Here is a 14,427-nt window from a genome sequence, read left to right as displayed (position 1 = left end):
AATAGTGAACAATTCAAATAATATTTTCGAACAAAAACGCATACTTTTAGCAGTAATTATATCTTTTTTATTTTTTGTTATATATGATTATTTTTTTATTCCAAAAAATAATCATATCATTGAAAAGAATATAACTCAAAATCAAATTGCAAGTCAAACTCAAGAAAATCTTGCACCAAGTATAGAAAGTAAAAATATAAATTCAGATTTAAATTTTAGCAATCAAGATTCGATTATTTCTATAGTTAAAAGTGATCATTTTGAAGCTCAAATTGATTCTTTGGGAAGAATTACTGCTTTTTATTTGAAAGATAAAAAATTTCAAGATAAAAATAATGAATTTATTAATCTTGTATCAAAGGAATTAGCGCCTTATCCGCTAGAAATAAGATTTAGCGATAGTGCTCTTAATCAAGAAGCGTTTAAAGTAGCTTATACTGCTGATAAAAAAGAACTTTTTATAGATGAAAATGAAAGTAAATCTTTATATTTAACCCAAAAATTATCCAACATTGAAGTAACAAAAAAAATTACTTTTTATTCTAAGGGAAATTATGAAATTGAGGTAAAATTAAACAAAAATGCTAGTTATTTTATTTCTCCTGGATATCGTCCTAATATAGCAGTAGATAGCTATACAGTACATGGAGCTTTAGTGCTTGATGATAAAGAAACTTTGCATACTATTGAAGATGGAGATGTAAAACAAGATGAGAATTTTAAAAATGTTTTAATGACCTCTGCTTTTGATAGATATTATGCAACATTTTTTTATAATTTTGAGAAGCCTTTAAATATCACCATAACTAAAGATTCAAAGAATAATCCTTTGATATTTGCATATAGCGAAAACGAATTTCAAGCAGGTGCTTATATAGGTTCTAAAGAGCACAAAATTTTAAGATCTATTAATCCAAAGCTTGAAGCAGTAGTTGAGTATGGTTGGTTTACTTTTATTGCTAAGCCAATGTTTGAATTTTTAGATTTTTTACATAATTATATAGGCAATTGGGGTTGGGCTATTGTTGTTATGACTTTGATCGTACGTATTGTGCTTTTTCCTTTAACTTATAAGTCTATGATTTCTATGAATAAATTAAAAGATTTAGCTCCAAAAATGAAAGAAATTAGAGAACGTTATAAAGGCGATCCACAAAAAATGAATATTCATATGATGGAACTTTATAAAAAACACGGGGCCAATCCTATGAGCGGATGCTTGCCTATACTTTTACAAATTCCTATCTTTTTTGCAATTTATCGTGTTCTTTTAAATGCCATAGAATTAAAAGCGGCTCCTTGGGCATTTTGGATTCATGATTTATCTATAATGGATCCTTATTTTATTTTGCCTATTTTAATGGGTTTAACAATGTTTTTGCAACAATTAATTACACCTATGAGCATACAAGATCCTATGCAAGCTAAAATTATGAAATTTTTACCTTTAATTTTTACCTTTTTCTTTATAACTTTTCCAGCAGGACTTACTCTTTACTGGTTTGTTAATAATGTTTGTTCTTTAATTCAGCAATGGATCATTAATAAAATCTTTCAAAAGGAACACTCTAATAAAAAAGAGAGTATCAAATGATAATTGAAGAAAAAGATTTGCAAAGCGCCTTAACAAAGGCGTCTCAAACTTTAAATTGTTCTGTAATAAATCTTGAATATAAAATTTTACAATATCCTAAAAATGGTTTTTTAGGTTTTGGAAGAAAAAATGCTATTATAGAAGCTAATATTAAAAAAAAAATTAAAGATCATAAATCTCATAAAAAATCTCATTATGATAATAATTTTGAAAAATCATTGAAAAAAATTGATGAGTTTATAAAAACAGAACATTATAAAGAAAAATTAGACCAATATCAAATAGAACTAGAAAAGCCATCTTATACAATAAAAAATGAAAAAATTTTTGATGCTTTTTATAAAGAGGAAATAGATTTAGAAAATACAGATAGTATTTTAGAAGAAATTAAAATTCAGCTTACAAATCTTCTTAAAACTTTTGATTTTAAAATTGAACTTCTAGAACTTTGTATGTATGAAAAAGATTGTATTTTAATTAGACTTGATGGAGAAGATTCTGCTTTAATGATAGGAAAAGAAGCACATCGTTATAAAGCAATTTCTTATCTTTTGTATAGCTGGATTAATGATAAATATAAGCTTAATATTCGTCTTGAAATTGCACAATTTTTAGAAAATCAAAGCAAAGCTATGGATAATTATTTATGCGGGATTATTGAAAAAGTAAAACATTATGGAAGAGCACAAACTAAGCCATTGGATGGAGTTTTGATTAAAATTGCCTTAGAAAAACTTAGAGAACAATTTCCAGATAAGTATGTAGCCATTAAGCAAAATAATGATCAAAAATTTATAATTATTAGTGATTTTTTTAAAAAACATGAATGAAACAATAGTAGCTATTGCTACAGCACACGGTATAGGCTCTATTAGTATTGTTAGGATGAGTGGGACAAAAGCTTTAGAATTTGCTTTAATTCTAACAAATAAAAAAGAGCTTAAAGTGCGTTATGCTCATTTTTGCAAGCTTTACACAAAAAATCAAGAATTTATAGATGAGGCTATTGTTATTTATTTTAAAGCCCCATTTAGTTTTAGCGGAGAAGATGTAGTTGAATTTCAACTTCACGGCGGCTTTAGTGTAAGCGAGATTGTGCTTGAAGAACTTTTAAGTTTAGGAGCACGATTAGCAGAACCTGGAGAATTTAGCAAAAGAGCTTGTTTAAATAATAAAATGAGTATTATAAAAGCTCTAAGCATACAAGATTTAATTTTGTCAAAATCAGCTTTAGCTGCAAAAATTATAGCTAGAAATTTAAATGGAAATTTAGGAAATCTTTTAGAAAAAATAAGAACAGACTTGGTAAAAACTTTAGCTTATGTTGAGACATCTATTGATTATGCAGAAGAAGATTTGCCACAAGATTTGCTTTTGCAAATTGAAAAAATGTGCGAAGAAAATGCAAAGATTTTATATGAAATTTATGATCTTTCCCAAAGTAAAAAAGGTTTAATCGAAGGTTTTAAATTAGCTATTATAGGAAAACCAAATGTAGGTAAAAGTTCGCTTTTAAATGCATTTTTAGGTTATAAAAGGGCTATTGTTTCAAATATTAAAGGAACAACAAGAGACACTATAGAAGAAAGCTTTAAACTAGGAACCCATTTGCTTCGTATCATTGATACTGCCGGCATAAGAGAAAGTAATGATGAAATAGAATGTATTGGTATAGAATTAAGTAAAAAAAGCATACAAGAAGCAGATATTGTTTTAGCACTTTTTGATGCTTCTAAAGAGATAGAAGAAGAAGATTTAGAAATTTTAAATTTAGCAAAGCAAAGTGGTAAAAAAGTTTTTTATATTCTTAATAAAATTGATTTAGAACTTAAATTTAAAAATGACGAGATAAAAAATTTTATAAAATTAAGTACACAAGAAAATATAAATATTTTAAAACAAGAATTAAAAAAATATTTAGATAGTTTTGATACAGATGGGATAATGGTTAGTTCTTTAAGTTTAATTGAAGCTTGTAAAAAAGCAAGTGAAGCTATTAGTAGGGCTCAATTTCTTTTAAAAGAATCCAGTTTGGAACTTTTTGCTTTTGAAATTAATGAAGCTATAAATCAGCTTTCTAAATTTAGCAAAGATTTTGATAGAAATGAGATATTAGATGAAATGTTTAGTAATTTTTGTTTAGGAAAATGATTATTTAAGGAATGAAATGGATTTAAAAACTATAAAAGCTCATAAAATCAGTCAAGATGAATATAAAGAAATTTTAAAAATTTTAAATAGAGAACCTAATCTTTTAGAGCTTGGTATTATTAGTGCTATGTGGAGTGAGCATTGCTCTTATAAATCAAGTAAAAAATATTTACAGGGTTTTCCTACTCAAGCTTCTTATGTGATACAAGGTCCTGGAGAAAATGCAGGGGTTATTGATATAGGCGATAACTTAGCAGCTGTATTTAAAATAGAAAGCCATAATCATCCAAGTTTTATTGAGCCTTTTGCAGGTGCTGCTACTGGGGTCGGTGGTATAATAAGAGATGTTTTTACAATGGGTGCGCGAGTTGTGGCTTTAATGAATTCTTTAAAATTTGGCAATATTCATGATAAAGAAATGGGCAAATATCAAAAATATCTTGTTAAAGGTGTTGTAAATGGTATTGCTCATTATGGAAATTGTATGGGAATTCCAACTATAGGTGGCGAATGTGCTTTTGATGAATGTTTTAATGGCAATATATTAGTCAATGCTTTTGCTTTAGGAATTTGTAAAAAAGAGGATATTTTTTATGCCAAAGCTGAAGGTATAGGCAATCTTATCATTTACGTTGGTTCGAAAACAGGTAGAGATGGTCTTGGTGGTGCTGTGATGGCTAGCGATAGTTTTAATGAGGAAAACAAAAGATTAAGACCTACTGTTCAAATTGGAGATCCTTTTTGTCAAAAGCTTTTAATGGAAGCTTGCTTAGAACTTTTTAAAAGTGATTGTATTATAGGAATTCAAGATATGGGAGCTGCTGGACTTACTTCTAGTTCTTTTGAAATGGCTGGAAGGAGCGGTAGTGGTATGAAGCTTTATCTTGATAAGGTTCCAACAAGAGAAAAAGATATGACCCCTTATGAATTGATGCTTAGTGAATCTCAAGAAAGAATGTTAATTTGTGCTAAAAAAGGGTATGAAAAAAAAGTTTTAGAGATTTTTAAAAAATGGAATTTAGATGCTGTTGTGATTGGAGAGGTAAATAATAGTGGCAAAATGGAGCTTTTTTGGCATAATGAATTAGTAGGAGAAATTCCTATTGCCCCTTTAAGTGAAAAAGCACCTATTTTAAATCGTCCTATAAATAAACCCAAGTATTTGGATGAAATTAAAGATTATGAGTTTAAGCTTAAGGAAAATGTACAAGATATTTTTATAAAAATGTTGCAAAATGAAAATATTAATGATAAGTCTTATATTTATGATCAGTTTGACTCAAGTGTTCAAACTAATACTTTAAAAGCAGATGGGGTTTTAGGAGCAAGCACTATATGGGTAAAAGAAAATAATAGTGCTCTTAGTATAGCCATAGAATGTAATTCAAGATTAAACTATATTGATCCTAAAAAAGGTGCTATTTTAGCTGTAGCAAATGCAGGAAGAAAAGTGGCTTGCACCGGAGCTAAGCCTTTAGCTATTACAGATTGTTTAAATTATGGAAATCCTGAAAATGAAGAAGTAATGTGGCAGTTTGCAAAAGGATGTGAAGGTATTAAAGAAGCGTGTAAGACTTTAAATATTCCTGTTGTAAGTGGTAATGTTTCTTTATATAATCAAAGTAAAGATTTAAATATTTATCCAAGCCCCACTATAGTAAATGTAGGCTTATTAAAAGATGCAAATAAATTATTAAAAAGTGCTTTTATAAATTCTAATACAAGTGTTTATTTATTAGGTAGGACTTATAAAGAATTTGGAGGATCTTTAATTTCTAAAATACAAGATAAAGTAGTTAAAGGAAAATTAAAAGATTTTGATTTTGAATCTGAATTAAAACTTTGGAAATTTTTAGAAGAAGCTTGTAAACAAGAAGTATTAGAATGTGCAAATAGTGTTGGTATAGGTGGCATAGCAATAACTTTAGCAAAAATGTGTGCTATTTCTTGTGTGGGTTTAAATTTAAAAACTTCTTTTCAAGATAAAGCTTTACTTTTTGAGGAAAGTCCAACTAGGGCAATAGTAGGCGTTAAAAATGAAAAAGATTTTTTAGAGCTTGCAACTTCAATGGAAATTCCATTTTTTAAACTAGGTCAAACTACTAAGGAAGAAAAATTTATTTTAGATGATATTTTTTTAGAGCTTAAAGATCTTAAAAAAATTTATTTTTCAAATTTTAGGGAAATGTTATTATGATTTTTATTCTTATTGTATTTGTTGTTTTGGTGTTTTATTGGTATTATAAAACTTGGGATAAACAAGGTTTATTAAATTCAACAACTCGCGGGGCCAAAAGTTTTATGCGAGGTTTTGCAAAAGGTGTAATGGAAGAAAGAATTGATGAATTTAGAAAAAGAATGAATTATTACGTTATAGCTTTACTTGCAAAAATTGCAAAAAGCGATGGCAGGGTAAGTCAAAGCGAAGCTGATATGATTTCTCAAATTTTAGATGCTAATGCTAAAAATGAAAGAGAGAGGGAATTTTTAAAAAGTTGTTTTAATGAACATAAAAATAATCTCAATGATGCTTATGAAGTGGCAAAAGACTTTTTAAAAGAAGTTCCTTTACCAAAAAATGAGCGTTTAAACGTATTAAGAGTTCTTGTTTTTATGGCTTTGATTGATGGAGAATTTCACAATAAAAAACAAGAAATTTTAAATCAGATTGCTAGAGCTTTTGGAATTTCTGATAGGGAACTTAAAGAATTTATTCAAGGAATTAATAATCTTAAAAGCCAAAGTAAAACTATGAGCATAGAAGAAGCTTATAATGTTTTAGAACTTAATTCTAGTGCCACTCTTAATGAAGTAAAAAAACAATATAGAAATTTAGCCAAAAAATATCACCCTGATATTTTAAATGCCAATAATGTTTCCAAAGAAGAATTAGAAAAAGGAGTGCAAAAATTTCAAAAAATCAACGAAGCTTATGAAAAAATTAAAAAATATTTAGAACAATAAAATAGATAATAATTTTTAAATAAATAAATAAAAATAATTGATATTAAAAAATAGGAAATAATATGAAAAGAGCTCTAATAAGTGTAAGCGATAAAGAAGGTATAGTAGAATTTTCAAAAGAACTTGAAAATTTAGGTTTTGAAATCCTTTCTACAGGCGGAACTTTTAAACTTTTAAAAGAGCAGGGTGTTAAAGCTATTGAAGTAAGCGAATTTACTAATAGTCCAGAGCTTTTTGAAGGGCGTCTTAAAACTTTACATCCAAAAATACACGGAGGAATTTTATACAAAAGAGATAGCCTAAAGCATCAAGAAGAAGCAAAAAAATATAGTATTAATAATATAGATTTAGTTTGTGTTAATTTATATCCTTTTAGGGAAACAACGCTTAAAACAGATGATTTTGATGAAATTATTGAAAATATAGATATCGGCGGTCCTACTATGATAAGGAGTGCAGCTAAAAACTATAAAAATGTTTTAATTGTTTGTGATGTTAAAGATTATAAAAATATAATTGAAAGTATAAAAGAAAAAAAAGATGATGAAATAATGAGACGTAGTTTAATGATAAAAGCTTATGAGCATACTGCAAATTATGATTCTTATATAGCTAATTATATGAATGAGCGTTTTAATAAAGGTTTTGGAAATTATAAATTTATAATGGGAAAAAAAGTTTTTGATACAAAATATGGTGAGAATCCTCATCAAAAAGGTGCTTTGTATGAGTTTGAACATTTTTTTAGCAAGAATTTTAAAGCTTTAAAGGGTGAAGCAAGTTTTAATAATTTAACAGATATTAATGCAGCTTTAAATTTAGCAAGTAGTTTTGATAAGGCTCCAGCAGTTGCTATTGTTAAACACGCTAATCCTTGTGGTTTTGCTATAAAGGAAAATCTTCTTCAAAGTTATATTCACGCTTTAAAATGTGATAGTATAAGTGCTTATGGAGGGGTAGTGGCTATAAATGGAACACTAGATCTTGCCTTAGCTCAAAAAATTAATGAAATTTATATAGAAGTTATTATTGCTGCTAATGTTGATAAAGAAGCTTTAGCTGTTTTTGATGATAAAAAGCGTATTAAAATTTTTACACAAGAAAGTCCTTTTTTAATACGTGGTTTTGATAAATATGATTTTAAACATATAAATGGGGGTTTTGTTTATCAAAATAGTGATGAAGTGGATATAAATGAACTTAAAAATGCTAAATGTATGAGTATAAGAAAAGCCAGTAAAGATGAGTTAAAAGATTTAGAGATCGCTATAAAAATCGCTGCTTTGACAAAATCAAATAATGTAGTTTATGTAAAAAATGGTGCTATGGTAGCTATTGGTATGGGAATGACAAGTAGAATTGATGCAAGTAAAGCTGCTATTGCTAAAGCTAAAGAAATGAAACTTGATTTAAAAGATTGTGTTTTAGCTAGCGAAGCTTTTTTTCCATTTAGAGATAGTATAGATGAGGCTAGCAAGATAGGAGTTAGGGCTATAGTTGAACCAGGTGGAAGCATAAGGGATGATGAGGTTATAAAAGCAGCTAATGAATATGGTATAGCACTTTATTTTACAGGGGTAAGACATTTTTTACATTAATATTTTATTAATTTTAAATTAATAAAATATTACAATTTTGAATAATATTTTATTTCAGGAAGTGCTTAATGCTTAAAAGTATGGGTTTTAAAGTTTCAATCTCTATGTTTTTTGTTTTATTAATTAGCTTTATTATTGTGCAAGTAATTATAAATTTGGATTTTAAGAATACAGCAAATAAAATGAGTCAAGCTAATTTAAATAGTATTAGCATTTCTGTTTTTCAGACTATGAGGATGGCGATGAATTTAGGAGATCCTGAACAAATTCAAGATGCCATTAAAGAGGCAAAAAAAATTGAAGGAATTAGTGATATAAAAATTTATCCTTCTAAAGAAACTATAGAGCTTTTTGATATGAAAAATCCTCTTATTTCAAATGAAAAAATCATCTTAGATCAGTTTATAAACCCTCAATCAAAATCCTTAAAAGAAGAAATTAATAATATCAATCATTTAAGATTAATACGCCCTTTAATAGCTGATCAAACCTGTATTACCTGTCATGCAAATGTTAAAGAAGGTAGTGTTATAGGTGTTATGGATGTTTATCATTCTTTAGAGGGTATTGAAAAAGATATTAATAAAACTAGTCGTTCTTATATTATTATATTTGGCTTGGCTTTAATTTTTACACTTATTGTTGCGCTTATAACTTTTAAAATAGTTGTTGGCAATCCTATATTAGAACTTTTAAAACATGCTAAAGAACTTGCTCAAGGAAGTGGTAATTTAAAAACTAGAATAAAAATTAAAGGTCAAGATGAGATAGCAAAGGCTTGTGATTATATCAATCAGTTTATAGAAAAAACACATAAAACAGTAAGTGGTGTAAATTTAAGTTCTAAAAGTGTAGAACAACAAAGCAAGCTTTTAAATTTAAATGCTATTTCTTTAAATGATAATTCTAAATTAAGTCATCAAAAAATTGACTCTAGTTTTCAACTAGGGGCAAATATCGGTTCTGATTTAACAGAGTTAGCTAACTTATCAGGTGATGCAAATGCCGCAAATGATAAATCTTATAAACTTTTAGAACAGATGTTAAAATCTTTATTTGAAGTGGCACAAAAAGTTACCGATGTAGCAGAAAATGAAAATAATTTAGCCAAAAAAGTCGAAAATATGGTTTTGCAAGCAAAAAATATACAAAAAACCACTCAAATGATGGATGAGATTGCAGATAAAACAAATCTTTTATCTTTAAATGCAGGAATTGAATCTGCAAGAGCAGGAGCTTTTGGAAGAGGATTTTCTGTTATAGCTGAAGATATTAGAACTCTTGCTAATCATAGTGAAGAATTTTTAACTAATGTTGCAGTTATTACAAAAGAGCTTTTGGATAGTATAGAAGAAATAGCTAGCGAATTAAGAAAAAATTCTCAAAGCATACATTCTTTACATGAAAATACAAATTTACTTGTAAATGATGCCAATGAAGTAAAAATTTGCAATCAAGATTCTAAAAATCTTGCAATCTTATGCGCTAATAAAATAAAAACTTGTCAAGAAAGCATACAAGATTTATTAATGAGAATGCAAGAAAATGTTGAAGCGAGTGAAAAAAATGAAGAAATTTCTAAAATTTTACTTCAGGTTGTAGACGAATTAAAATTAGTATGTCATAATCTCGAAAGCGAATTAAAACAATTTCAAATTTAAAGGATAATTCAATGAAAAAAATTTTTCAAATAGCTTCTTTAGCTACAATTTTATTTGCAGGATGTGCATCAAATAATATAGCAACAAAGGAAAATAATATGTCTTTTGATATTTTGCCTCAAAATGCAATTTTAAAAATTGAAAAAATAGTTGTAAATGATAAAACTTTTATTCCTAAAAATACAGAAGAGGATCCAAATATTAGTTTTGACAATAATAAATTTTATGGTTATTCAGGATGTAATCGTTTCTTTGGCGCTTATCAAAGTGATGGAAAAATTCTTACAGTTGAAGGTGATCGTGTAGCCTCTACTCAAATGTATTGTCATCCACAAGAAGTAATGGATTTTGAAAATACTTTTTTATCTAATTTTAAAGGGAAATTTAAAATTTTAAATGAAAATGGAAAACTTAATTTGAGTAATGAAAATGGATCAATGAAAATCTTTTTTAAATAATATTTTATCCATTAATGAGTAAAATACGCCTTTTATTATCAAAAAAGGTTAAAAATGATAAAAACTATTGCTGAATGGAGCGAGCAAGAATATTTAATTCTTGCACTCCCTCATAAAAATACAGATTGGAAGCCTTATTTAAATGATATTCTTAAAAGTTATAAAGAATTTATAAAAGCAATTATTCCTTTTCAAAAAGTATTATTGATTGCTCCTTCTAAAGAAGATTTTATTCCTTATTTATCATTTAATAACGTTGAATTTTTTATTTGTGATACTAATGATACTTGGATAAGAGATTATGGACCCATTGCGATTTTAGAAGAGAATAAGCTAAAAGCTTTAGATTTTACTTTCAATGCTTGGGGTAATAAATTTCAAAGTAATTTAGATAATAAAGTCAATACAGAGCTTTTTTTAAGAAAATTTAAAGAGAAATTAGAAAAAATTGATTTAATCTTAGAAGGAGGAAGTATTGATTTTAATGGAAAAGGTGTAATGCTTACTACTTCAAATTGTCTTTTAAATTCAAATAGAAATTCACATCTTAATAAACAAGAATTAGATAAAAAATTAAAAAATATTTTTGGACTTGAAAAAATTATATGGCTTGAAAATGGATTTATACAAGGCGATGATACAGATCATCATATCGATACCTTAGCACGTTTTATTGATGAAAATACCATAGCTTTTTGTACTTGTGAAGATAAAAAAGATATTCATTATGAACCTTTAAAAAAAATGAAAGAAGAGCTTTTAAAAACAGGATTTCATCTTTTAGAACTTCCTTTACCTAAGCCTTTGTTTTATGAAGGAAAAAGACTCGGTGCTACTTATGCAAATTTTGTTTTCATTAATAATGCTTTAATTATGCCTTTTTATAAAGATGAAAACGATGAAATTGTTGCCAAAAGATTAGCCAAAGCATTGCCCAATAGAAAGATTATAGGAGTTGATGCAAGAGTATTTTTAAGACAAAATGGTTCTTTGCATTGTTCTTGTCAAAATTATTTTAAGAATTTAAAATGAATTTACAAAAAAAAGCAACTATTATTGCAAGTTCTTGTGCTTTTTTTCTTGCTTTATGTAAATTGATTGTTGGTTTAATGAGTGGCTCCATAGCTATCCTTTCTAGTGCTATTGACTCTATGGTGGATTTTGTTATTTCAGCTTTTAATTTTCTGGCCATACGTAAATCAGCTCAAAAGCCAAATGAAAACTATAATTTTGGTTATGGAAAAATTGAAGCTATTATGGGATTTATTGAAGGTTGTTTTATAGCTGGAATTGGCATTTTTATTTTTTATCAAAGTATTTTAAAGATTTATTATCAAGAGAAAATTCAAGATATTAATATCGGTATTTTTATAATGATTTTTTCTTTGATTTTAACTCTTTGTTTAGTTATTTTTTTAAGTTATGTAGCTAAAAAAACAAAAAGTTTAATCGTAGAGAGTGATTGTTTGCATTATAAAAGTGATCTTTTAACTAATTTTGCAACACTTTTAGCTCTTGTTTTAATTTCTTTAACGGGCTATTTTATTATAGATGCTCTGTTTGGTATAATTGCAAGTTTTTATATAGCTTTTAGTGCTTTTAAGATTATAAAAAAAAGTATAAGTTTATTGATGGATGTAGCACTAGAAGAAAATAAAGTTGAAAAAATTCGAGAGTTGATTAAAAAAAATAAAGAAATTATAAGTTTTCATCATTTAAAAACTCGAAAAAGTCCAAATATGAATTATCTTAGTGTTCATCTAGTTTTTTGTCCTATAATTTCTTTATATAATGCGCATAAGATTTCAGATGAAATTGAAATGAGTATTAGAAAAGCTTTTAATGATGAAAAATGGGATATTCAAATTCATCTTGATCCTTATGATGATCAAGAGCAGGAGGAAACAAATGAAAATAGCTTTAATACAGCAAAAATTTCACCAAAATAAGCAAGCTACCATTGAAAATACTTGCGAGCTTATAAAAAAAAGTGCCAAGGAAGGAGCTGAGCTTGTTTGTCTTTGTGAGCTTCATCAAAGTGAGTATTTTTGCCAAAGCGAAAATGTTGATTTTTTTGATTTAGCTAATGACTATGAAAAAGATCTTGAATTTTGGTCTAAAGTAGCTAAAGAAAATAATATAGTTTTAATTACCTCTTTATTTGAAAAGCGTAGTGCTGGACTTTATCATAATACAGCCGTAGTTTTTGAAAAAGATGGAAGTATAGCTGGAAAATATAGAAAAATGCATATTCCAGATGATCCTTGTTTTTATGAGAAATTTTATTTTACCCCAGGAGATTTAGGGTTTGAGCCTATTAATACAAGTATTGGAAAATTAGGAGTATTAATTTGTTGGGATCAATGGTATCCAGAGGCAGCAAGGTTAATGGCTTTAAAAGGAGCTCAAATTCTTATTTATCCAACAGCTATAGGTTGGTTTAATAAAGATAGCATAGAAGAAAAACAAAGACAACTTGATGCTTGGATAGGCATTCAAAAAGGACACGCTATCGCAAATGGTTTATATGTTGTTAGTATCAATCGTGTTGGTTTTGAAAAAGATAAGAGTGGGGTAGAAGAAGGTATAAATTTTTGGGGAAATTCTTTTATAGTAGGACCTCAAGGAGAGGAACTTTTTAGAGCTGATGATACAAGTGAATTATATAAAGTTGTAGAAATTGATCAAAAAAGAAGCGAAAATGTGCGTCGTTGGTGGCCTTTTTTAAGGGATAGACGTATAGAATATTTTAACGAATTAAATAAAAGATTTATTGATTAAGTAAAACCTTAAAGGTTTTACTTAGCTATAAGTTTTTGGGTAATTTTTGTTATTTCTAATTCTTCATCAGTAGGAACAACAAGGATTTTAATTTTAGAAGAGTTTTTGTTAATTTCTCTTTCTTTTTTTGATCTTTCATCATTTAATTTTTCATCAAGCTCAAATCCTAAATGTAAAAGTTTTTGACAAACAAGTTTTCTTACTAAATTTCCATTTTCTCCAATACCGCCTGTAAAAATTAAAGCATCTGTTCTTGGCAATACTGCTAAATAAGAGCCTATATATTTAACAAGACGATAGCAAAACATATCAAGAGCGAGTTTGGCTTTTTTATCACCTTTTTCAATTTGATTTTCTATATCTCTAAAATCATTAAATCCACAAATTCCATAAACACCACTTTTTTTATTAACTAAAGTATCAATTTCTTGCATGCTAAGATTTTGAGTTTGTGCTATAAAAGGTAAAATAGCAGCATCAATATCCCCACATCTTGTTCCCATAATAAGACCTTCTAAAGGAGTAAAGCCCATAGAAGTATCTACGCTTTTTCCATTTTCTATTGCACAAACACTTGCGCCATTTCCAAGATGCGCACTAATTGCATTGAAATTATTGTAATCTTTATTTAAAAATAAAGCAGCTTTCTTACTCACATAAGCGTGAGATGTTCCATGGAAACCATATTTTTTAATATTATATTTTTCATAATATTCATAAGGCAGGGCATACATTGAAGCAAATTCTGGCATTTGTGAATGAAAAGCTGTATCAAAAACAGCTACATTTTTAACATTTGGCGCAGCTTTAATCATTGTTTTAATCCCTGCTAAATTTGCAGGATTATGTAAAGGTGCAAAAATACTAACTTTATCAATTTGTTCTAAAACCTTATCATCAATTAAACAATGTTCGCTAAGTTCTTTTCCTCCATGAACAATTCTATGACCACAACCATCAAGCTCACTAAGATCGGTTAAAATTCCAGATTCTTTGAAAAGTTCATTTGTGATTTTTAAACCTTCTTCGTGATTTTTAATATTTACCTTTTTTTCAAATTCTTCACCCGTTAAAGTGTTTTTTAACTCAACTCTTGAGCCATTTTCTCCTATTTTTTCTATCAATCCACTAGCTTTTACAACTTCATTATCAAAAAGTTTAAATTTGATAGAAGATGAACCCGAATTTAATACTAAAATTTTCATTTTTTCTCCTTTTAT

At 27.6% G+C, this 14,427-nt stretch carries 12 protein-coding genes; 11 read left to right on the top strand and 1 reads right to left on the bottom strand.

What is annotated here, in order from left to right; genetic code table 11:
* Positions 1 to 4 precede the first annotated feature (4 nt).
* The 11 genes from yidC (at position 5) to GQV94_RS00750 (ending at position 13,207) form a co-directional block, all read left to right on the top strand.
* A complete protein-coding gene (yidC, locus tag GQV94_RS00800; RefSeq protein ID WP_200169091.1) occupies positions 5 to 1,594 on the top strand; it encodes a membrane protein insertase YidC in 1,590 nt (529 codons plus the stop codon).
* Complete coding sequence (locus GQV94_RS00795) at positions 1,591 to 2,424, top strand: Jag N-terminal domain-containing protein (RefSeq protein WP_200169090.1); 834 nt, start codon at positions 1,591 to 1,593, stop codon at positions 2,422 to 2,424. The genes yidC and GQV94_RS00795 overlap by 4 nt, the downstream gene beginning before the upstream one ends.
* Positions 2,417 to 3,745 (top strand): tRNA uridine-5-carboxymethylaminomethyl(34) synthesis GTPase MnmE, encoded by a 1,329-nt coding sequence (gene mnmE, locus GQV94_RS00790; RefSeq protein ID WP_200169089.1) that lies wholly within the window; start codon positions 2,417 to 2,419, stop codon positions 3,743 to 3,745. Before GQV94_RS00795 ends, mnmE begins: the two co-directional genes overlap by 8 nt.
* 16 nt (positions 3,746 to 3,761) lie before the next feature.
* Entirely contained in the window at positions 3,762 to 5,942 is a 2,181-nt protein-coding gene (gene purL / locus GQV94_RS00785) for a phosphoribosylformylglycinamidine synthase subunit PurL (RefSeq protein ID WP_200169088.1), read from the top strand.
* Positions 5,939 to 6,709, top strand: coding sequence for a molecular chaperone DjiA (locus GQV94_RS00780; RefSeq protein WP_200169087.1), 771 nt, complete (start codon positions 5,939 to 5,941; stop codon positions 6,707 to 6,709). The genes purL and GQV94_RS00780 overlap by 4 nt, the downstream gene beginning before the upstream one ends.
* Positions 6,710 to 6,771: 62 nt before the next feature.
* The gene (gene purH, locus GQV94_RS00775) at positions 6,772 to 8,307 is read left to right on the top strand and encodes a bifunctional phosphoribosylaminoimidazolecarboxamide formyltransferase/IMP cyclohydrolase (protein ID WP_200169086.1); all 1,536 of its coding nucleotides are present in this window, start codon (positions 6,772 to 6,774) and stop codon (positions 8,305 to 8,307) included.
* Positions 8,308 to 8,375: 68 nt separating this feature from the next.
* Positions 8,376 to 9,968, top strand: a complete 1,593-nt coding sequence (locus tag GQV94_RS00770; protein WP_200169085.1) for a methyl-accepting chemotaxis protein — start codon at positions 8,376 to 8,378, stop codon at positions 9,966 to 9,968.
* A gap of 11 nt (positions 9,969 to 9,979) precedes the next feature.
* On the top strand, positions 9,980 to 10,426 hold the full coding sequence (locus GQV94_RS00765) for an META domain-containing protein (protein WP_200169084.1): 447 nt from the start codon (positions 9,980 to 9,982) through the stop codon (positions 10,424 to 10,426).
* Positions 10,427 to 10,480: 54 nt separating this feature from the next.
* Positions 10,481 to 11,458 (top strand): agmatine deiminase family protein, encoded by a 978-nt coding sequence (locus GQV94_RS00760; protein ID WP_200169083.1) that lies wholly within the window; start codon positions 10,481 to 10,483, stop codon positions 11,456 to 11,458.
* On the top strand, positions 11,455 to 12,375 hold the full coding sequence (locus GQV94_RS00755; protein ID WP_200169082.1) for a cation diffusion facilitator family transporter: 921 nt from the start codon (positions 11,455 to 11,457) through the stop codon (positions 12,373 to 12,375). The genes GQV94_RS00760 and GQV94_RS00755 overlap by 4 nt, the downstream gene beginning before the upstream one ends.
* Entirely contained in the window at positions 12,335 to 13,207 is an 873-nt protein-coding gene (locus GQV94_RS00750; protein ID WP_200169081.1) for an N-carbamoylputrescine amidohydrolase, read from the top strand. The genes GQV94_RS00755 and GQV94_RS00750 overlap by 41 nt, the downstream gene beginning before the upstream one ends.
* Positions 13,208 to 13,224: 17 nt before the next feature.
* On the opposite strand, the gene GQV94_RS00745 is transcribed toward GQV94_RS00750, so the two are convergent.
* Positions 13,225 to 14,412 carry an acetate kinase gene (locus GQV94_RS00745; RefSeq protein WP_200169080.1) on the bottom strand — a complete coding sequence of 396 codons (1,188 nt, stop codon included), beginning with the start codon at positions 14,410 to 14,412 and terminating at the stop codon, positions 13,225 to 13,227.
* Positions 14,413 to 14,427: the final 15 nt, after the last annotated feature.

Source organism: Campylobacter sp. TTU_617 (assembly GCF_016599045.1).
Classification (GTDB): Bacteria; Campylobacterota; Campylobacteria; order Campylobacterales; family Campylobacteraceae; genus Campylobacter_D.
The sequence above is the reverse complement of the archived record's forward strand: the minus strand, read 5'-3'. Positions and strand labels throughout refer to the sequence as shown.

Excerpts from the sequence above, each read along its gene's own strand:
- purL (WP_200169088.1), top strand. The coding sequence starts at position 3,762 with ATGGATTTAAAAACTATAAAAGCTCATAAAATCAGTCAAGATGAATAT.
- GQV94_RS00765 (WP_200169084.1), top strand. The coding sequence starts at position 9,980 with ATGAAAAAAATTTTTCAAATAGCTTCTTTAGCTACAATTTTATTTGCA.
- GQV94_RS00780 (WP_200169087.1), top strand. The coding sequence starts at position 5,939 with ATGATTTTTATTCTTATTGTATTTGTTGTTTTGGTGTTTTATTGGTAT.
- mnmE (WP_200169089.1), top strand. The coding sequence starts at position 2,417 with ATGAATGAAACAATAGTAGCTATTGCTACAGCACACGGTATAGGCTCT.
- GQV94_RS00760 (WP_200169083.1), top strand. The coding sequence starts at position 10,481 with ATGATAAAAACTATTGCTGAATGGAGCGAGCAAGAATATTTAATTCTT.
- GQV94_RS00750 (WP_200169081.1), top strand. The coding sequence starts at position 12,335 with ATGAAAATAGCTTTAATACAGCAAAAATTTCACCAAAATAAGCAAGCT.
- purH (WP_200169086.1), top strand. The coding sequence starts at position 6,772 with ATGAAAAGAGCTCTAATAAGTGTAAGCGATAAAGAAGGTATAGTAGAA.
- GQV94_RS00755 (WP_200169082.1), top strand. The coding sequence starts at position 11,455 with ATGAATTTACAAAAAAAAGCAACTATTATTGCAAGTTCTTGTGCTTTT.
- GQV94_RS00770 (WP_200169085.1), top strand. The coding sequence starts at position 8,376 with ATGCTTAAAAGTATGGGTTTTAAAGTTTCAATCTCTATGTTTTTTGTT.
- GQV94_RS00795 (WP_200169090.1), top strand. The coding sequence starts at position 1,591 with ATGATAATTGAAGAAAAAGATTTGCAAAGCGCCTTAACAAAGGCGTCT.
- GQV94_RS00745 (WP_200169080.1), bottom strand. The coding sequence starts at position 14,412 with ATGAAAATTTTAGTATTAAATTCGGGTTCATCTTCTATCAAATTTAAA.